At 62.8% G+C, this 18,471-nt stretch carries 16 protein-coding genes; 8 read left to right on the top strand and 8 right to left on the bottom strand.

Features of this window, described 5'->3' with window-relative positions; all coding sequences use genetic code 11:
- Positions 1-149: 149 nt before the first annotated feature.
- Positions 150-380 (bottom strand): hypothetical protein, encoded by a 231-nt coding sequence (locus tag B5F40_RS10300; RefSeq protein ID WP_087194251.1) that lies wholly within the window; start codon positions 378-380, stop codon positions 150-152.
- Positions 381-766: 386 nt separating this feature from the next.
- Between B5F40_RS10300 and B5F40_RS10295 the strand changes: the two genes are divergently transcribed.
- Entirely contained in the window at positions 767-1,336 is a 570-nt protein-coding gene (locus B5F40_RS10295; protein WP_087194250.1) for a hypothetical protein, read from the top strand.
- Here the strand turns inward: B5F40_RS10295 and B5F40_RS10290 are convergent.
- Positions 1,306-2,298, bottom strand: coding sequence for a helix-turn-helix transcriptional regulator (locus tag B5F40_RS10290; RefSeq protein ID WP_087194249.1), 993 nt, complete (start codon positions 2,296-2,298; stop codon positions 1,306-1,308). The two genes, B5F40_RS10295 and B5F40_RS10290, sit on opposite strands and share 31 nt — an antisense overlap.
- A gap of 1,328 nt (positions 2,299-3,626) precedes the next feature.
- On the opposite strand from B5F40_RS10290, the gene B5F40_RS10285 reads away from it, so the two are divergent.
- The 4 genes from B5F40_RS10285 (at position 3,627) to B5F40_RS10275 (ending at position 6,039) form a co-directional block, all read left to right on the top strand.
- On the top strand, positions 3,627-3,926 hold the full coding sequence (locus tag B5F40_RS10285) for an HIRAN domain-containing protein (RefSeq protein WP_204217376.1): 300 nt from the start codon (positions 3,627-3,629) through the stop codon (positions 3,924-3,926).
- 64 nt (positions 3,927-3,990) lie between these two features.
- Positions 3,991-4,302, top strand: a complete 312-nt coding sequence (locus B5F40_RS16285) for a hypothetical protein (RefSeq protein ID WP_162610958.1) — start codon at positions 3,991-3,993, stop codon at positions 4,300-4,302.
- 97 nt (positions 4,303-4,399) lie between these two features.
- Complete coding sequence (locus tag B5F40_RS16280; RefSeq protein ID WP_162610957.1) at positions 4,400-5,041, top strand: DUF3841 domain-containing protein; 642 nt, start codon at positions 4,400-4,402, stop codon at positions 5,039-5,041.
- Between the two features lie 479 nt (positions 5,042-5,520).
- On the top strand, positions 5,521-6,039 hold the full coding sequence (locus B5F40_RS10275) for an LOG family protein (protein WP_162610956.1): 519 nt from the start codon (positions 5,521-5,523) through the stop codon (positions 6,037-6,039).
- A gap of 354 nt (positions 6,040-6,393) precedes the next feature.
- Here the strand turns inward: B5F40_RS10275 and B5F40_RS10270 are convergent, their stop codons facing one another.
- Genes B5F40_RS10270 through B5F40_RS10255 form a run of 4 tightly spaced genes read right to left on the bottom strand, consistent with a single transcriptional unit; the run spans position 6,394 to position 9,792 of the window.
- The gene (locus B5F40_RS10270; protein WP_087194246.1) at positions 6,394-7,047 is read right to left on the bottom strand and encodes a tyrosine-protein phosphatase; all 654 of its coding nucleotides are present in this window, start codon (positions 7,045-7,047) and stop codon (positions 6,394-6,396) included.
- The gene (locus B5F40_RS10265; protein ID WP_087194245.1) at positions 7,048-7,863 is read right to left on the bottom strand and encodes a CpsD/CapB family tyrosine-protein kinase; all 816 of its coding nucleotides are present in this window, start codon (positions 7,861-7,863) and stop codon (positions 7,048-7,050) included. It lies immediately after the preceding gene.
- 12 nt (positions 7,864-7,875) lie between these two features.
- Complete coding sequence (locus B5F40_RS10260) at positions 7,876-8,526, bottom strand: YveK family protein (RefSeq protein WP_087194244.1); 651 nt, start codon at positions 8,524-8,526, stop codon at positions 7,876-7,878.
- Between the two features lie 51 nt (positions 8,527-8,577).
- On the bottom strand, positions 8,578-9,792 hold the full coding sequence (locus B5F40_RS10255; protein ID WP_239443004.1) for an LCP family protein: 1,215 nt from the start codon (positions 9,790-9,792) through the stop codon (positions 8,578-8,580).
- Between the two features lie 446 nt (positions 9,793-10,238).
- On the opposite strand from B5F40_RS10255, the gene B5F40_RS10250 reads away from it, so the two are divergent.
- Both B5F40_RS10250 and B5F40_RS10240 read left to right on the top strand, forming a co-directional pair.
- Positions 10,239-10,658 carry a peptide deformylase gene (locus B5F40_RS10250; RefSeq protein WP_087194242.1) on the top strand — a complete coding sequence of 140 codons (420 nt, stop codon included), beginning with the start codon at positions 10,239-10,241 and terminating at the stop codon, positions 10,656-10,658.
- Between the two features lie 279 nt (positions 10,659-10,937).
- The gene (locus tag B5F40_RS10240) at positions 10,938-13,106 is read left to right on the top strand and encodes a HelD family protein (protein ID WP_239443003.1); all 2,169 of its coding nucleotides are present in this window, start codon (positions 10,938-10,940) and stop codon (positions 13,104-13,106) included.
- A gap of 63 nt (positions 13,107-13,169) precedes the next feature.
- Here the strand turns inward: B5F40_RS10240 and B5F40_RS10235 are convergent, their stop codons facing one another.
- Positions 13,170-16,151 (bottom strand): DEAD/DEAH box helicase, encoded by a 2,982-nt coding sequence (locus B5F40_RS10235; protein ID WP_087194240.1) that lies wholly within the window; start codon positions 16,149-16,151, stop codon positions 13,170-13,172.
- Positions 16,152-16,548: 397 nt separating this feature from the next.
- Here B5F40_RS10235 and thpR point away from each other — a divergent pair, with 397 nt between their 5' ends.
- Complete coding sequence (gene thpR / locus B5F40_RS10230; RefSeq protein WP_087194239.1) at positions 16,549-17,079, top strand: RNA 2',3'-cyclic phosphodiesterase; 531 nt, start codon at positions 16,549-16,551, stop codon at positions 17,077-17,079.
- Positions 17,080-17,097: 18 nt separating this feature from the next.
- On the opposite strand, the gene B5F40_RS10225 is transcribed toward thpR, so the two are convergent.
- Positions 17,098-18,105 (bottom strand): asparaginase, encoded by a 1,008-nt coding sequence (locus B5F40_RS10225; RefSeq protein ID WP_087194238.1) that lies wholly within the window; start codon positions 18,103-18,105, stop codon positions 17,098-17,100.
- Positions 18,106-18,471 lie beyond the last annotated feature (366 nt).

Here is an 18,471-nt window from a genome sequence, read left to right as displayed (position 1 = left end):
GCTAAGCCAAACTAAACTAGGCGCAACTACGGAGACGTTTCGGAGAAACATGATCGCATGCTGTTGCAGTCCAGGAATCAACGTTAGAGCCCGACCACGAAACGAGAAGAGTGCTTTCAGCTCCGATTGGAGATTTGAGGCATCGAAGCTCACTTCGCGTGCCGCTTGCTCCACTTGAAGAGCTCGTCCCTGAACGCGAAGCGCCCCCTCTTCCTGCCCATCAACCTCCTCAGCGGCAGAAGGTCGTCCTCGAGGAGGCTCCATTCGTAGATCGCGCTCCTGCTCACGCGCAGGAGTATCGCTATCTCCGCCACTGAGTACGTGTCCTGTATCGGCACGAGAACCTTGACGTACAGACATCCCGTCGATTCGACTGCCATGCGCCTGCTCCTTCCGGAGCGGCAGACGCTGCACCTCGGCGTCGCGGGGCTTGGCGGCGATGGCGCGATGCTCGTTGCCATCGCCGCCGCTCGATATCGTCCCCTCGCTCAGCGAGGAGTTGCCAAGTGGGTGGAATCCGAAACTGGGCCAGTCGCCCAGTCTGACGTTCGCCCCTTGACTGCCCACTGCCGCAGACACCACCTTAGACAAGCGCACCAGCCCATGCAAGACACCATCATGCGATAGCATTAAGCAATCCAAGATTTAATCCAACATGAATGCCAATGACGCCTGCCCCGTAAGCCTGTCCCGCTTCAAGGACAGGCACATTTGTTCCCATTGCGTAAAATACCCTCGAAACCGAGAAACGATAGGAGGCGCACGGATGGCCGAGAACGGCATGCATTCGCTCTACGGTAGCACAAACGACTCTTCATCCGTTCCCGATGCCTCCTCGCACCCCGGTCCGGCATTCGACGCGAAAGGATGCCTGGTCCTCGCAGACTCCTTCAAAGTATCGCCCGCCGACGTCCTCGCCAACATCGAGACGCTGCATCTTGCAGATGTCCTTGCACTATGGGAATGCCATGAAGGCAACTGGGCGCGCGATTCTCCCCTCCTGCTGCGATTCGAAGAGTGCGACCTCGCGGCCTCAACCGAGCCGGACGGGAGGTTGATCCTTTGGAAAGGAGCCGTGGACACATCGCTCAAGGTAAATGCGGTTGCGAGCAGCTCTCCCGAAGCCGAAGAGCAAAACGACCGACTCTGCCTCGCATGGATGACGGTCTCAACGTTATCGGAAGCCATCGGACAGGAGGCGTCGTCGATCCGCTTGGAGCGCAACGCACGCCTTATCGTCGACTTGGAAGAAACCCGCATCCTCATCGAAGCTCGATGGGGTTCGGCTCCCCTATCGCTCGAAAGTCAGCCGACCCCATCCTCTTCTAAGAGATAGCGCAGGTAATTCCGGTATTTGCCGACAAGGGACCTCGGGGCGGCTATCTGCACGGCTTTGCCCATGCCGGCAATCCAGCCGAAGAACTGCTCGCTCACCCGAACTTTCACGCACGCTTTGGCGGTGCTGTCATCCATCTTCGAAAGAATGGCCGCATCGCCAAAGCGATCAAGCACGATCTCCACCTTGTCAGCCTTGACGGTCAGAGTCGCCGAAACCTCCTCGCCGCCAAAGCGGCCAAAAGATTCATAATCGCCGCCCTCGTAGCGGCGCCGGGCGATTTCATCATTGCGCGTTGCGGGCTCGTCGAGGATGCGAACCTTGCCCATGCGGTCGATGCGGTACTCAACCATATCGGCATGTCCGTCGTCCCATGCGGCAAGGTAGTAGAAACCGTCGGCATAGGCAACGCCCACCGGAGTGACCTCATGCTCCTTACCTCCCCGCGTAGCATGCCGTTCCCCATCGAGGCCGCGCCGATAGTAGACAAAGGATATCTTACGACGCAGACGCAGAGCCTCGTGGATGGCATCGACATTGCCGAAAACGCTCTCACTTTTCGATTTGATGCGCCCCGCCACATGGATGCGCCTATCAAGCTTCTCCTGCTCGTGATTGTTGGCAAGCGTTTTGATGTTGGTCACGAGCATCCTCGCCTGATGCTCGGTGATGGCGCGGCACGATTGGATGGCATCCACCATGAGCATCAGCTCGCCAAGCGAGAAGTCCCGCCGCTCGATAGCGTACTCCACGGGATTCCGTTGGTAAGTGCGGATATCGACGTCGAACTCGCGCAGCACTTCAATATCGGCGTAGATGCTCTTGCGCTCGGCGCTGATGCCATATTGCCCCAGGCGCTCGATGATCTGCGACATGGAAAGACCATGCTCGGCATCGGTTTCCTCCTGCAGGATTTTAAGCAGATAAAACGGCTTGAGCTTCGCCTTGCTGTTATACGCCATAAGTCACACCGCCTTGCCGCGCATCCGGGAAATGCCTCCAACCGACATTCTAGCAGGGCCGGCCCAAGCCTCTTCGCCCCGGCAGCGAAAACCTTCGAAGCATCCGATTCGAACGAACGAGGACGAACGAAAAGCAGCACCTCGTAGATGCTTTCGTAAGGATACTCTTCCACCGCATCGCTGAACGCCATCGCATGCGTTGCATTCTGGTCGAGCATCCAGTCGGCATCTTCAAGCGGACGATCATCGCCTTCCCCGCTTCCCACCAGCACCGTATCGAAAGGGGCGTCCACCCGCACCGATGCGTTCCTTCTCTTGATCTCGATGGCGAACGCGCAGGACTCCGTAGCCACCACCAAATCCATCTGATCCCACAAACGTCCGGGCTGTCTCCCGCTCGACTTGCGCGGCATGCATAAGTTCGGCAGGAGCCGCGCACCATGCAACGGAGAGGACGGGTCTTCCGCGCACCTTTGAAAAGACTCGAACGCCTCGAACTCCGCCGCCAACCCTCCCGCAAGAGCCGGGCCGACCCCTCTAAGAAAGAAGCGCCCACTCTTGTCATACGCCAGAATCAGGCGGTAGGAATCGCCTTCGGCAAGCCTTCTCGCGACAGGAGCGCGTGTGCATGGATACCATTCGCTTGCACGGAACCACGCATAGCGGGCATCGTCATAGCAGGTCCGCGCCTCTCGGAGAGCCTCGTTCGCCAATTCCCTCTCGCTATCGGCCTTCGCTCGCATACGGCCCCAATACCGTCGGTAGGGCATCCGCCACCATCGTCGACGGGAATCGACGCGACGCCGCGCCTCATCGCTCTTTCGCCGTTTCTCAGCCAGATCGATTTCGACCCCCTTCATCTCTCGCAAAAGCCGAAGCGCCACCCCGTCGTAGCAAGAACCCCGCAAAACCCCTCCGCACAGAGGGCAATAGCGGTCGAGCCATCTGCCGACGATGGCCACTATGCCGAATCGATCTTCGCAATGCGGGCAAACCGCCGTCGCCATCTGTGCCGTCGAAAAGTCCGGAAGGATCGAGTTGGGAACCTCCCTTTTGCAAGACGGACCGCCCTTCCTTGCTTTTTTGAACATAAGGCTAAATCGCCTCCTTGCAACTCGGTGAGACGATCCTCGCAGAACGAGCAGAACCCCCAACAAGCCCCACCCGCCTCCGCAATGCCCCGCATAAATGGAGGGCAGGATGGAATGCAAACAGACCTGTCCCATGAAAGGGACAGGTCGAGCGAGCCGATGCCGTATCATCACCCTAGGAGAAGACGAACGGAGGAAACCGTGTACGAATGATCGAGGCATCTCGCCACCTGCTTCATTGCAGGATTCCAATATTGGGACGGCCCAGCCGCCATCAGCGAACTTGCGCCGGGAGCAACCCTTGTCCTGGAACCGGAACCGGACAACCCGTACGACCCTTCCGCTGTCGCCCTGCGCACGAATGGCATGAAGCTCGGTTATCTGCCAACCGAGAAAAACGATATGGCGTTCGCCCTGCTGCATTTCGGGCATGCCGACGCGCTGGAAGCCCGTATCCTGCAGGCAAACCCCGAAGCCGACCCTTGGAAGCAGGTGCGCATCGGCCTCTACATGGCCGATGCCAGAAAGAAAGCATAGCAAGGAGAACTGCCCCAGTCAGCGAATGCATCCAGCAAGCCATCGAGAGCCGAGGTACGAAACCATGTCAGAATCTCCCGAACCGCACCAACCCCCCATCGAGAACCGCAGCTATGCGGATATGCTCCAAGAGCGCGATTCGCTCATCGACCGTATCCGGGAGATCGAGGAGTTCATCGAGGGATCAAATGATGACGAATGGCGCGCGGCAACCAACCCCGGCGCTCAACTCGCATCGGATCTCGAACGCTTATCGGACATCGCAAAACGCATGTCCGATAAAGCATGCGGTTACCGTCAAGAAAACGACGAAGGAAGAAAGACCGTGCTCTCCTTCGAATGCGGGCCTTTTGGCATACAGATCCAAAAAGTATAGCCCTCCGGGTCTCGCCGAACGCGGGTTCAATCAAAACGTGCAAACGCAAAGAAAGCAACAGCCGCCGAAACTCCTCTTCGAAAAGGGAGATAGATCCATGATCCTCTGGACCCTCCAGCACCCCGCTGTTCTAGACGCCCTCGAAACGAACGGGCGCTATCTCGTCGAACCGAAGAACATAGTGTTTCCACCCGAGCAGGACAGCGCCACCGTTCACCTGCATGCCGCCTACCAGTGGCTCATCTCCAAAATGGAAGCCCGGATCGGACCGCCGCCCAAAGGAGCCGAGTATCCCATTTGGGCTTGGTACAAGCAGCAGGGACGCACCGACGGCAAGCCCGACATGCGACGATCCGGCCACGCCAAACCCGGAGAACCCCTCGTCCGGATGAAGCTCGACGTCCCCGACAACCTTGTCCTCTTGTCTGACTTCAACGACTGGCATTTCGTCCTCAATTACTGGCATTGTTCAAAAACCGAGGAGGAATCAGTCGCCTTCGACTTGGAATGCGAAAGCAGCGGCGTTTCCTTCCTCGATCTTGGAAACTTCGACCTCGACTCCCCCGCTTTGCGCAGATTGAGGCGAACGATAGTGAACAGCTGGGATTACGTCCTCGACGTCTATGCACCCCGCAATGAGGACTGGCATTCTCCTTGGCAGAAGCGAAGCATCCAAGCAACGTTTTGGGCGCTCGAAAAACGCCATGCCCTCTCGATCGAGCGATTCACGGCCCGGTAGCGAACGCCAAAGCGAAAACGCTCTAGCAGCGCCCCATGCCCCGCTTGCTACTGAGACGATTCGGTGCCAAACGAAAGCGGGCATGGTTTTAGCCGACCGCGTCCGCGGCTCCATGATAGAATCTTTCCGCAGGCAGAACGAGAGCGAAACGTGGGGAAACCGCCTATCGAGAGGAAGCGCGCCCAAGGGGAAGAAGCCCTCTCGCTCAAAGGAAAACCCGCTTGAACGCTTTGGATCGATCACACGCCGAAAACAGGCAGAGGCCGAACGAGGCATCCAAGCACAAAGGAGGCGTCAGCCGCCAAAGCCTGAAGCGCGGGAAGCACAAACGTAGCGAGTGAGAAACCCTGCTTGATCGGCAGGAGACGTTGCACCCGAGAACGAGGCGACCAAAAGCTGCCAGAATGCGCCCGGCTTCTCAGAAACCGCACGTCGATCATCCCTCCCCGACAAACCCGCCCCGGCGAAGGAAGAGATACATGAACATCACCGTCTATTGCGGGTCGAACCGCGGCATCAACCCTCGATTCGCTGACGCGGCAAGCGAATTGGGCACTTGGATAACCGAAAACGGCCATACGCTCGTATACGGAGGAAGTTCGGTCGGACTAATGGGAGCCTTGTCGCGCGCCACGCTCGATGCAGGCGGCGAGGTGCATGGCGTGGAACCTGGCTTCTTCGTCGAAGCCGGCGTGGCGCAGCACGACCTCACCGAGCTCCACGTCGTGGACACTATGAGCGAGCGCAAAGCGAAGATGGTTGAACTGGGGAATGCCTTCGTCGCACTGCCCGGCGGCGTCGGCACGTTGGAAGAGGCCTCCGAGATCCTGGCGCGAATACGTTTGGGATTCGATCCCGCCGAATGCTTCCTCTTGAACATCGACGGCTTCTACGACCCCCCCCCTTCAAAGCGCTTCTCGACGCCATGCTTGCGCAAGGATCCCTCGCGCAAGCCGACCTCGACCGATTCCACTTTCCTGGAAACGTCGCGGAACTGACCCGCCTCATCGAAACCGAAACCGAGCGAAAACCCTCATCCCAAGCAACAGCAACGGAATTTCATCCGAACGCTGAGTAGATTCAAATCCACCTTCGCCATCTGCGCAGCAGACAACATGTTAGCGCTCATTCAAACGGCGCTTAATGTCACCGTAGCGCAAGTCCCTATCATATCCGAAGAGGATCGAAGGGAGCCCTGTTGCGAATGGGAGGAGTACGGCAAAGCCAATTACTTGCAACCTTGAAACCCCATCGCGACACCCGCCCATCGCATGCAGTCCGAACAGCAGCGAAACGCGACAACGACGCCTCGCGCGCTCGTCGGCAAAACCGCCGCCGAAGCGCCGACACCCCTACACGCGCGCGTGGGCGCCGCGGGTTCGGTAGGTGCGCTTCGCCTCGGCGAAGAGGTCGTAATGCTCGACGCTGTGCGCATCGCTTGCGATGTAGCTGTAGAGGTTCTCGTCGAACAGCCGCTTCGCCGGTCGCTTCTCCTTGCCCAAGCGACCGCCGGCCACGAAATCGGCCGACGCCTGCAGCTTGCAGCCCATCCGCACGAGATCGCGCGCAATCCCAATGTCCTCCTGGATAGCCCGGTAGCGCTCGGGATGCGCGATGATCACCGTGTACCCTTTGCCCTGCAGCTCGAAGATCGTCCGCTCGTACACCTCGAAGTCGTGCTTGTGGCAGCGGCTTGAAAGCTCGAGCAAAAACTCATTCGAGCCGTCGAAATGCAGCCAGTCGGCCCACTCCATGCCCAGCTCCATGAGCTTGGAGTGATTGACCTCCCACCCCATGGTGAGCGGAAACCCATCGGCATGCGCGCGCAGGAGCTCGAACGCCCCGAGCATGGCCTCGTAGTCGAAGTAGGGGTCGCGCACGTGCGGCGTGCATACGATGGACGTGATGCCCACGCGCTTGGCCGCCTCGAGCATCGCGAGCGACGCCTCGAGGTCGGGAGCGCCGTCGTCGACGCCGGGCAGGATATGGCAGTGCAGGTCGCGCACTTACCGCCTCGCTCCCCGCTGGGACGCGCCGCCGTACGGCGCCTGCGAACGCGGCGAAGCCGCAAACGACCCGGAGCGCCCGCCGTGACCGGGGCTCGGAGGCGTCGCAACGGACGGAGCGCTCGCGGAGCCTTCGGCTTTCACGCGCTCGCCCGAGTTCGTGTAGTACGCATAGTAGTACTCGGAGCCCGAGCCCTCCACAAACGTGGCGCATACGCCGATGACGTTGGCATTGGCCTTTTGGAGCTGCTCGTAAGCTTCGACGAGCTCGGCGCGCTTCGTCTGGTTGGGGCGCACCACCATGACCGTCGCGTCCACAAGCGTGGACAAGATGGCCGCATCGACGAACGTCCCCACAGGCGGCATATCGAAGATCACGTAGTCGTAGCGCTCCTCAAGCGTGCGCACGAGCCGTCCGAAGCGCTTCGAGGAGATGAGGTCGGCCGGGTTGGGGATGTTCGGCTCGGTGTCGAGGAAGTACAGATTAGGCGTCGTGGTCCCGGTAACGGCAACGTTGAGCGGCGCCGCATCTGTGAGCACCGCGTACAAACCGGCGGAGGAGTGCACATTCAGCATAGCGTACAGGCTGCGACGACGCATGTCGGCCTCCACGAGCAAGACCTGCTTGCCCGACGTTGCGATAGCCTGGGCCAGATTCACCGATACGGTGGACTTGCCCTCGTTGGGCACCGAACTCGTGATGACGATGGACTTGATGGGATCGTCAACCGACATAAAGCGGATATTCGCGAACAGCGTCTTCGCGGCATTCTGGATCTCAAGCTGGTTCGACGACTGCTTTTTCTTCTTGGCCACGGCTCTTCCCTCCTAATCCTTGATGGTGGGAATACGGCCGATGACCGGCAATCCCAGCAGCTCTTCGGCTTCCTCGGCGCTGCGCACGCGCGTGTTCACCATGTCTATGACCACCACGATGGCCACCGCCAAGAAGACGCCCGCCAGAAACGCCACGGCAGTGTACATGGCCCGCGGCGGACCAGAGGGCGCAGCGGGCTCTTTCGCCTCGTTGATGGCGTTGATGGCCTGCACGTCCATGACCTCCTGCGCCACGCTGTCGGTGGTGGCGGCCAGCTGGTTGGCTATGATGGCCACCGACTGGGCGGACTCTCCGGTCACGGTAAGCGTGACGATGCGCGTGGTAGACTCGCTCGCCACGGATATCTTATACCCCTTGAGCGAATCCATCTGAAGAGCGCTCGCCGTGTCCTCCGCGACGCGCTCATCGGTGATGAGTGTGGCCACGTCGTTGGCAAGCTGCTGACTGGCCGAAAGATCCGTGTTGGCGAGGGAACCCTCGGCGCTGGCCTTGGTCAGCACGTACATCGAGACGCTCGCCGAATACTGGTTCGGCAGCGCGAGCCAAGAGAAGGCGGCGGTCGCCAAGGCGCACACGATGGGCAGCGCCACGACGAGGTTCAGGTGCTTGCGTATGAGCTTGAAGAGTTCGAGCAGGGTCATGGATGTCCTTTGCGCATGTCGGATCGGTCATCTGGTTCGAGCGCCGGTCGGCTACGCCGATCCCGCCTCCGCACCGGGAGATTCCCCCTCGGCCGGAGCCTCGTCTGAAACGGGCGCGTCTGCCTCAACGGCGGTGGGGTCCTCCCCGGCATCGACGCGCTCCATCATGGCCGCCCAATCGGTAGGGTCGACCACGACGTAGCTCACGCCGTCGAGCGTCATCGTTGAAGATGGCGCGAGCGCCGAGTAGAACGTCGTCGAAGTGGATTGGAACTGCCGCGCCAAATCGATGATGGCGGTGAGATCGTAATCCGTGCTCACGCAGCCCGCCAGCTTCTGGATAGTACCGGGAAGGTCGATCGGCGAGGAGCTGAGAACTTTCTTGACGATGGCTTCCGCAAGGATGCGCTGATTGTCTGCACGCTGAAAGTCACCCCGGACGTAGCCGTAACGCTCGCGAGCGAACGCGAGAGCCTGCTCGCCGTTGAGCAACTGCTCTCCGGCCTCGATATGCATGCCCGAGTTGCTCGAACCCGTCTCATCGTTGGTGACGGGAACGTCCACCCACACGCCTCCCAGCATGTCGACGAGCTCTTCGAGCTCTTCGAAATGGATTTCGGCGTAATGGCTGATGGGCACCCCGGCAAACGCGGAGACCGCCTCGACCGCGCCCGCCGCGCCCCCGTAAGCGTACGCCGCGTTGATCTTCTGGCGGCCATAGCCCTCGAGCTCGACCATGGTGTCGCGGGGGATGGACACCATGGTGATGAGGCCGTTGCTCGGATCGACCCGGGTGAGGATGATGACGTCCGAGCGCGACGCGGTATCGCCCTCGCGCGCGTCCGAGCCGAGAACGAGCACGTAGTAGGGCTGCTCGCCCTTCTCGTCATCAACCACAACCGGCTCGAGGACCGACTTCAGACTCTCGATCGTTTCTTTGTCCTCGAACGACAGCGCCTGGTTAATGGAGTTGAAATACAGCGCGGCGGCACCTCCGACCACGCCGAACACGCAGACGATCACCGCGACAACGATGAGCAGCGCCTTGCGGCCCGAGTGCTTCTTGCGCTTCTTGCGGATGCGGATGATGTCCTGGGATTTGGCGAGATCAGGGCCAACGGGCATGTAGGCGGATCCTTCGGCGCCGCGCGGCCGATCAGGCTCAAACGCACGGTGCGCGCCAACCCTGCCCTGATCGGCGGCGTGCTTCATCCCGGCGGGCCGCTCGCCAGCACGCCCGAACTCGTTGTGGGGTCGCTCCTGCATGCAGTAACTCTCCTGAACGCGTCTCAGACGCGCAAATATCTCGCATTCTGTCAGAGTATCGAAAGCAATGATATGCACTCTCCCACGATTTGGCAACAAGCCGACGATTGGACACCCCCTCCCATCGACATTTTCTCCATCAGTGCCGATCGAAAAGTCTCCTTTTTGTCAACTTTCCCGAAAGGCGGGCAAGGCGCGACGAAGGAGGTTCGGAAACGAACGCGTCCTCCGCAGCGGAAAGCCGCATGTGGCGGGAGAGGCCCGAAGACGCCCTCCTCGCATCGCGCAGGGCACCTGCCCGGAAGGTTTTCGCAAAAGCGGGAAGGCAAAAGGGCCAAAGCTTGAAAGAATTGCCGCTCGCGCGGGGGCCTCGTGATAGAATTCTTCGAATCGCATACCACCGTCCCAGGCCGCAAGAGAGCGGCGCGCATCGACAAGGAGCGACCATGATCAAAGAACTCGTGAAGGACGAAACCCTCCTCTCTAAACCGTGCGAGGAGGCCACCGCCGATGACGCCGACGTGGCGCAGGACCTGCTCGACACGCTTGCCTCCCTCGAGGATGCCGCGTGCCTGGCGGCCAACCAGATCGGCGTGGCGAAGCGCGTCGTCGCCTACCTCGACGAAGACGACCAGCCGCACGTCATGTACAATCCCGTCCTCAAGCTCGGCCTCGATGCGTTCAAGACGACCGAAGGGTGCCTCACGCGCGACGAGGAGTCGAAAGTGACGCGCTTCGATCGCATCAAAGTAGCCTACGACGAGCTGGCGGACGGCGAGCTCAGGCCGTGCAAACGCGATTTTTCCGGCTGGACGGCGCAGACCGTGCAGCACATGATCGACCATTGCAAGGGCAAGCTGGTGTAGCGAGGGCCCGCTCGGAGCCGACACGGCGAGGCCGTCCGGACGGTGTCCGGAGAACCGCGGAGGAGATCGATCGATGAGCGCATCTCGCGACGACGCGCACTGCGCACGGCGCGCGGAGTGGAAGCAGGCGTCGCGCGCCAAAAACGCGACGGGACGCCCCCCGAAGCCCGCGCCAGGACGGTTCCACGCGGGCTTCGGACCGAACAAGGCGGCCGGACGCAAGGGCGGCATACGCCGCCAAGGCTCGAAACGGGGATAGACGAACTGCAAGGAGAACCGGTGCAGCAAAAGGACAGCCAACCGTCCGAAACGCGGACGGACACACCAACCCAGCCTGACGACCCGATCTTTCGCGACGAGCAGCATCACCTTTCGGACACGTACGGCAAGATTCGGGAAATCGGACGCGACCTGGCGCACAAGATGGAACGCACGCGCGCGGCGGCTGCCGAGGACAAGCGATCCATGGCCGAGGAGCTGGCCCCGAACTTCGCAACGTATGCGGACGCGATGGAGACGTACGCCGACTTCGCCGCCATGAACCGCGTGATCGACGGGTACAACGCGGCGCAGGACGCCGACGCCGAGAAGCTGGCGAAGGTCGAGCTTCTGCTCAAACAGCCTTATTTCGCGAAGGTGGTCCTGCAGTTCAAGCCCGGCCAGGCGCCCAAGGAGCTCTACATCGGCACGGCGGGGATATCGGACGAGGCGTGCCGGCGCCTTGTCGTGGACTGGCGCTCGCCCGTGGCTGAGGTGTACTACAACCAAGACACAGGGCCAACATCCTACGTGGCCGACGGACGCACCATCGAGGCGGACCTCAAGCTGCGACGCCAGTTCGACATCGACGAGGACCGCCTGAACGCCTACTTCGACACCTCCGTCGCCATACAGGACTCGCTTTTGCTCGCATCGCTCTCGAAGCGCCGCACAGCGCAGATGCAGGCCATCACCGCCACCATACAGAAGGAGCAGAACCTCGTCGTGCGTCACGAGGACGTGCCGGTGCTCCTGGTGAGCGGCATCGCGGGCAGCGGAAAGACGTCCGTGCTGCTCCAGCGTATCGCGTACCTGTTCTACCGGATGCGCGGCACCCTCGATCCTCGCGACGTCTTCCTCATCACGCCGAATCCGGTGTTTCGCGACTACATCGCAGGTGTGCTGCCGGATCTCGGCGAGCGCAATCCCGAAAGCCTCACGTGGGACGAGTTCGCGCACGGCCTTTTGCCGAATGATCGAGGCATCGGCGAGGCGAACGTGCCCCTCGCATCCTTCGAGCGCATCGACGAAGCCCTCGCAGACTTCGAGTTCGACCCTTTCGACTTCTGCGACATCCGCGCAGGCGGCAGACGCCTCATCTCGGCCGACTCCATCCGGAAGCTTTCGGACAAGCTGCGCCGCGCCCCTGCTGGCCCGCACCGCGTCACGCTCATGCGCGAGGAGCTCGAAGCGCGTCTGGAGGCCAGGCTCGCCCAGTTGTCCGGCACCGACGAGATCCTCGACGAGCTTTCCGCCCTCACCCTCGACGAGCAGATGCGCATCTTCCACGAGGCTGTCGTCCCTGCAGACGAGCAAGAAGAGCGGGCGCTCGCGCTGCGCCTTGTGCGCGAGCGCTGTGCGGACGCTTTCGCCGCCGTCGGCAACGACGACTGGCTGCGCATCGACCGCATCGGCATGCGCCTGCTCGGCACCGACGGCCTCGCGCCCATCGAATGGCTCTACTTGAAGATGGCGCTCACGGGCCTCGGAAACCCGGATGCGAAGTACGTGATGATCGACGAGGTGCAGGACTACACCGCCGCCCAGCTGGCCGTGCTCGCGCGCTACTTCCGACGCGCGCGCTTCCTGCTGCTCGGCGACCCGAACCAGGCCATCGCGTCCGGCACGGCAACGTTCGACGAGGTACGGGAGGTGTTCGAAGCCGCGCGCGGGCAGGTGGAGGAATGCCGCCTGATGACGAGCTACCGTTCAACCCCCGAGATCACCAGGCTGTTCGCAAGCCTGCTCGGCGAAGGCGAGCGCACCTGCATCTCGGCCGTCCAGCGGGCCGACGAGCCCCCGGCCATCGTGCGCTGCCCCGACGAGGCGTCCTACGTCGCGGCGCTGCGCGAGGCTGTGGCCGCAGCACGCGCCGACGAAGGGCTGGCCGCCGTCGTCGTGCCGTGGAAGCACGAGGCGAAGCGCCTCCAGGCGCTGCTCGGAAGCGACGCTCCCCCGCTTGCGGACGACACGACGGCGCTCCCCGAAAGCGGCATCGTGCTCATCACCCTCAAACTGGCGAAGGGCCTCGAGTTCGACCGGGTCATCGTGCCCAACGCCTCGGCCCGCATCTTCCCCGACGGCGACCCGCTCGCGCGGCGACGCCTCTACACCACGCTCTCCCGCGCCACCCGCTCGCTCGTCATCCTCGCGCACGGCGAGCTGACGCCGCTGCTGCACGATGCCTAACGGGCAGGACGCCGGAACGCACGACGGAGGGGCTCCTCTGATCGCCTGCGCGTCCGAAACCGCTCACGCCCGCAGGATATCCTCCATCCGCTCGGCCAAGTGCTCTCGCGCCTCCCGGGAGTACTCCGGGCAAACGTACGGTCCGTCGGCGCTCCGGCCATGATACGAGGTCATGCCAATGCTCCTTCCCTGTTCGGAGGGCACGCGACGGCGAAGATCCCCTCCTTCGAGCACCTGGTAGCCCGCCCGCACCAGGCGAGCGTTCAGGTCGGCGGCGCTCACGCCCTTCAGCAAGCTGGCGAGCCGCGCATCCTTTCGCCATTCCGCCAGGCACTCCGTGATCTTCATAGGACGATTTCCGGACACGGAGCCGCAGTCCCGAGCGGAAACGGAAGGGGCGAAGCGGCCGGAAGCCGACCCCACCGCGCGCCACACGTCCTCGGCCACGCGCACCTCCGCCGCCTCGCCCCCTTCGAAGATCCCCTGCTGCGCCCGCACGTACTCCTCGATGGTCGGCGGTTCGTACGAGCTGGCGATGCGTTTGTCGGCGCCGATTCGGCGCGCCTCCCGGCGCAGCGCGTCGGTCTCCCAAAACGTGCTGCCGTCGGACGGAACGCGCAGGAACACGAACGACGACGAGGCCTTCATCCGGCTCGGAAAGCACGTCCAATCGCCCTGAGCTGTCCTTAAGCCCTGGGCGCCGCAAGGCAGGGATCCGTCGCGCACGGGCCCCAACCACGCGAGCGTCGCATGGCAGACGTCCCTCGCCACGACGTTCTTGGCGTCGTCGGCAAGCATCTGGGAATAATCGATGCGTCCCTTCTTCCTCTTGAAACGGTGGTTGCACCCGTCGACTTCGAGAGCCATCACCACCCGCCCGGTCGCGACTTCGACAATCACGAAGTCAAAGTGGGCCTCGGACGGACAGTCGTACTCGCTTTTGCAGCAATCGCTCAACCGGATGCGTCCGCCTTCGAGCAGCACCTGGTCGAACGTCACCTGCTTCACGACCGCCAATCCGGGGAGGCGCATCGCCCTCAACGCCTTTTCGATGCACCGTTCGGGAGCGTAATCCCCGCCCTCCCTCTTCGGATTCTGCTCGAAGGGGATATCGTCGAACACCGACGATATCACGGACCGATGGAACCCGAACGACGGATGGGCACGCTGGCGCTCGGCATCCCCTTCGGAAAGCCCGTCGATCGTCCGGCGCGTGTACTCAACGAGCTTGCGCACGAACATCTCCTGGTTCTCGGGATCGTCCTCGCTTTTCGCCGGCCTCTTGGCGTACGCCTGCCGACCTGCGAGCCACTCCTGGGTGTCTCCATCGAGGAGCTTCGTGGACAAGATCACCCGCAGCTCCTCCTTCGCGCGGGACGCCGCCACGTTCACGAGCCGCCGTCCCTGCGACCAAGGCCACTCCCAGTTGCCGTCCTCGACAGGAAGGAGATACACCACATCGAACTCCTGTCCCTGCGATTTATGAATGGTGAGCGTGTACACCTGCTCGAGTCCGACCGCCTCGCGCTCCTCCCCCTCGCCCGTCTCCAATTCGATCTCGTTTTCGGCGACGACGCCTTTAAGCAGCTGCCGGACGAACGCCCTCAGCAGGTAGATCTGCCCCCTGAACGGCGAGAGGATGCAGATGGACTTCCCCTTGGTCGCAAGGCTGAGGAGCTGCGCGCCCTCCTCCTCGCGGAGAATCGCCATCTGCTTGCGGTTCACGCAGGTTGCGCGCAGTTTCTTGTCGGGCTCTTCCTCGGGAGGGGCCGTCGGCGGCCAAACGCCCTCGCGGTAGTCGCCCTCGTACCAGCATATCCTAATGGGGCACGGGGCGCTCCCGCTTTGCACGGGCGTCTCGATCTGCAGTTCGCGGCCGTACACCTCCTCGTTGCAGAACCCGATGATGGCGGGATGGCACCGGTAGTGCTCGGTGAGCATCGTGCGCAGTTCGGGATTCTCGTCGCCGAACACCTCGTAGCACGATGAGAGGAAGCTATGGCCCTCGCGTGCCATGTCGTAGGGCGACACGCGCTTTTTCTTGAACGGCTTGAGGTCGTCGGAAACGCCCTTCACGGCGATTCGGTAGTCGTCGCTGATCACCGGAGGAAGCTGCTCCTCGTCGCCCACGACCACCATCCTGCGCGCGCAGCTCATGGCGACCACCCCCACAACGAGATTGGTCTGCGACGCTTCGTCCATGATCAGCAGGTCGTAACGTTTGGCATCGCCGTCGACGAAACACTTCTTCAAAGAGTGCACCGTGCTCGTGACGAACGGGAACTTGGCCGTGAAGGAATCGAACTCCTTGTTCAGCTCCCACCCCGTGACGACCTCGCCGTTGGGAAACGCGTGCTCTCCCGATTCGAACGCCAAAGACGCGCCGGTCAACGGATCGACGGCCCCCTCCCGGTTCCCCTTGCTGCCAAGGGCGACGTGCTTGCAGGCGGCCTGGTACGCGAGATCCCCTTCGAACAGCCTTTTGGCATCGGCGGGACTCCTGCGCCCGTAACGCTCGAGCGCTTCATCGACCTTCTTCTCAACATGTCGCACCGCCGCGGAATTCGTCGACACGACGGCGACGCGCTCGCCGCGCGCTACCGCCATCGCGGCGATGCGCAAGATGGTCTCGGTCTTGCCCGTGCCCGGCGGCCCTTTGATGATGGACAAAGGGAAATGGAGCGCCTTGTGCACGGCGATGCGCTGATTGCCGTTGAGCGGATACCTGCTTTGCGGGAACAGGCGCTCGAGCAGCTCGTCTTCGGCGCGCGTCGACTCCGGCTCGAGCGCCGGGGGATGGAAGACGTCCGGGATGTCGGCGCCAAGGTACGCATCGAGAAGCGGCGAATAGCGGTCTGGCTGGTCCCTGTCCAGATCGTCGCAGATGCAATTGCGGAAGTACCAGAGCAGGGAATAGAACGCCTGACCGTCCCGGTAGCAATCGTGACCGCGGACCGCCTCCGGCCCGGCCTCGCCGGCAATCCGCGCAGCCTCCTCCAGATACGCGAGAAGCCTCTTGCGCGTTTTGCCGCGTTTCTTTCCCATCGACCCTCTTCTCCGTCAAGCACGGGGTAGCAGCCCCCGATTCTCCTACAGTCGTCGATTATATAACAGCGCCGTCGAACTCGCCGAGCGCAAAACGAGGCCGTCCCGTATGCGCGCGACCCTAGCGGAAAAGGGCCCAAAGGGTTACAATCGCCTCGCGCGGATGGCCGCCGCATGAAGCTTCCCCGAAGCGCCCGGCCGCCGCTTCCGCAAGATCAGAACGCCGCCGGTCGATGTCGCGTGCGGCTCACTGCTCGCCGCCGAACGCAGGGCGTCCCGCAAAGCGCGCCGGACAGCAGCGCCGTCGCCGACCGTGACCGCACCGCGCCCTTCCCGAGCCCGCGGCAAAGGAGCCGCCCGGCATCTGGCAGCTGGAGAACTCCGAAAGGAAGCAGCCATGCGCACGTTTATCGCCCTCGAACTGCCCACGCGCTTCGCAGATGACACGTCGGCGCTCGCCCACCGGCTGGAAGCCGTCGTGAAGGGCCGCTTCCTACCACGCGAGGCCCGCCACCTTACGCTCGCGTTTTTGGGAGAGGTGCCCGAAGCCGACGTGCCGGCCGCTGCGGAAGCCCTGGAGGCTGCGTGCAAAGGCTCGCCGCGCATCCCGCTTCGCACTGCGGGCCTGGGCACGTTCGGCCATGAGAGCGACACGACGCTGTGGCTCGGCATCGATCGATCCTCGGAACTCGAGCGCCTTGCCGCCCGCGTGCGGCAAGAGCTTGCCGCGCGCGGGCTCTCTTTCGACGGCAAGCCGTTCAAACCTCACGTCACGCTTGCCCGACGCGCTTGCGTTCCCCGCAGAAGCCTGCCGCCTCTGCCCTTCCCGCTTGCCGATCAAGCCGAGACGGCCACGCTGTTCAAAAGCGCGCTTCGCAGCGACGGCGCCGTGTACGAGCCTCTCAGCTCCGTCCGTCTCGGCGGGTAGCACCCGGAATGGACGACCTCACGCCGTCGTGCGGTCGTGGTTCACCACGCGGCCGAACAGCGCGCGCACCTCGTCGGCACCGCTCGCCTGCCCGCGCGCCCACATGGTTTTCGCCACGAGCGCCTCGGTGGTCATATCGCCGCCGTCGAGAATGCCCGGATGCTCGGCGAAGGCGCGCCCAACTTCGTAGACTCCCAGGTCACACCCTTCTTCAGGCACCTGCGTGGTCAGCACGAGCGTGCGACCGGCATCCACCCAGTCGAACAGCGCGCGTTGAAAGCCGCCATAGGCGGGAACGCCGCCGACGCCGAACGTCTCGAGGATGAGGGCATCATAGTCGTGCGCGAGCAGGGAGAAGAGCCCCGGGCTCATGCCCGGCATCAGCTTGAGCACGCACACGCGCTCGTCGAGCCGATCGTAAACGCGGAGGGCGCTCTCGTCGGAAGCGGCGCGCGTCCGCGTCGTCGAGCCGGCGCGGACGATGCGATCGTTCCTGATGAGCGCGATCTCGGGGAAGTTCACGCTCGAAAACGCGTTGAAGCTCATGGTGCGCTGCTTTCGCGCGCGCGTGCCTGCGATCACGGCGCCGCCGAACACCACCGACACGTCGCGCGAGCGGTCGTCGGCGGCGTAAAGCAGGCTTTGGTACACGTTGAGCTTCGCATCGGTGAAGGGGTTCGCCATGGGCTTTTGCGACCCGGTGAGCACGATGGGCTTCGGGCTTTCTTGGATGAGGTAGGACAGCGCGGCGGCCGTGTAGGCCATGGTGTCGGTGCCGTGGAGCACGACGAAGCCGTCGTAGGCGTCGTAGGCGCGCACGATCTCGTCGCGGATGCGCATCCAGTCGGCGGGGCGCATGTTGGTGCTGTCGATGTTCATGGGCTGCACAACGTCGAGATTGCATAGGCCAGCGACCTCGGGCACGTAGCACGCGAGCTCCTCCCCGGTGAGGGCGGGACGAAGCCCGCCTCCGTCCTCGACCGAGGCGATCGTACCACCAGTGGCTATCATCAGGATGTTCTTCATGTTGACGACTCCTCGCTGCTCGCTATCGCACGCGCCCCGCAAAGTGGGGCCGCATCGGCGAGGCCGCTCGCCTCGACCGACTCGCCATCACGCGCTCGCGCCCTGCAGGCGCAGCGCCCCAGTATAGAAGTCGGCCGCTCAAACGGTCAAGCGCCGCTGCGAGCGAGCGCCCGACAAGCGGATTTGAAGCGCGGCGCGCCTGACCCCGGCCCCGGAGCCCTTCCGATGGCCGCCCCCGCCGCGGTTGCTGAAGTTCTTCGGACCTCCATGCGGCGCTCTCGGCAAAATCCGGCCATGAAAGCCCGCTCTAGCACGAAAGCATCTCTTCGCGCCATGGTTGCACCCATACCGCCTGGGCATTCGCGC

It is taken from the genome of Gordonibacter sp. An230 (assembly GCF_002159915.1).
In the GTDB taxonomy this organism is placed as follows: domain Bacteria; phylum Actinomycetota; class Coriobacteriia; order Coriobacteriales; family Eggerthellaceae; genus Rubneribacter.
This window is presented reverse-complemented; position numbering and strand designations above follow the sequence as displayed.

What these genes read in the sequence shown, in the direction of transcription:
- B5F40_RS10290 (WP_087194249.1), bottom strand. Translation starts at nt 2,298, where the DNA reads ATGGCGTATAACAGCAAGGCGAAGCTCAAGCCGTTTTATCTGCTTAAA.
- B5F40_RS10235 (WP_087194240.1), bottom strand. Translation starts at nt 16,151, where the DNA reads ATGGGAAAGAAACGCGGCAAAACGCGCAAGAGGCTTCTCGCGTATCTG.
- B5F40_RS16280 (WP_162610957.1), top strand. Translation starts at nt 4,400, where the DNA reads ATGATCCTCTGGACCCTCCAGCACCCCGCTGTTCTAGACGCCCTCGAA.
- B5F40_RS10260 (WP_087194244.1), bottom strand. Translation starts at nt 8,526, where the DNA reads ATGACCCTGCTCGAACTCTTCAAGCTCATACGCAAGCACCTGAACCTC.
- B5F40_RS10250 (WP_087194242.1), top strand. Translation starts at nt 10,239, where the DNA reads ATGATCAAAGAACTCGTGAAGGACGAAACCCTCCTCTCTAAACCGTGC.
- thpR (WP_087194239.1), top strand. Translation starts at nt 16,549, where the DNA reads ATGCGCACGTTTATCGCCCTCGAACTGCCCACGCGCTTCGCAGATGAC.
- B5F40_RS10255 (WP_239443004.1), bottom strand. Translation starts at nt 9,792, where the DNA reads ATGCAGGAGCGACCCCACAACGAGTTCGGGCGTGCTGGCGAGCGGCCC.
- B5F40_RS10275 (WP_162610956.1), top strand. Translation starts at nt 5,521, where the DNA reads ATGAACATCACCGTCTATTGCGGGTCGAACCGCGGCATCAACCCTCGA.
- B5F40_RS16285 (WP_162610958.1), top strand. Translation starts at nt 3,991, where the DNA reads ATGTCAGAATCTCCCGAACCGCACCAACCCCCCATCGAGAACCGCAGC.
- B5F40_RS10225 (WP_087194238.1), bottom strand. Translation starts at nt 18,105, where the DNA reads ATGAAGAACATCCTGATGATAGCCACTGGTGGTACGATCGCCTCGGTC.
- B5F40_RS10300 (WP_087194251.1), bottom strand. Translation starts at nt 380, where the DNA reads ATGGCAGTCGAATCGACGGGATGTCTGTACGTCAAGGTTCTCGTGCCG.
- B5F40_RS10295 (WP_087194250.1), top strand. Translation starts at nt 767, where the DNA reads ATGGCCGAGAACGGCATGCATTCGCTCTACGGTAGCACAAACGACTCT.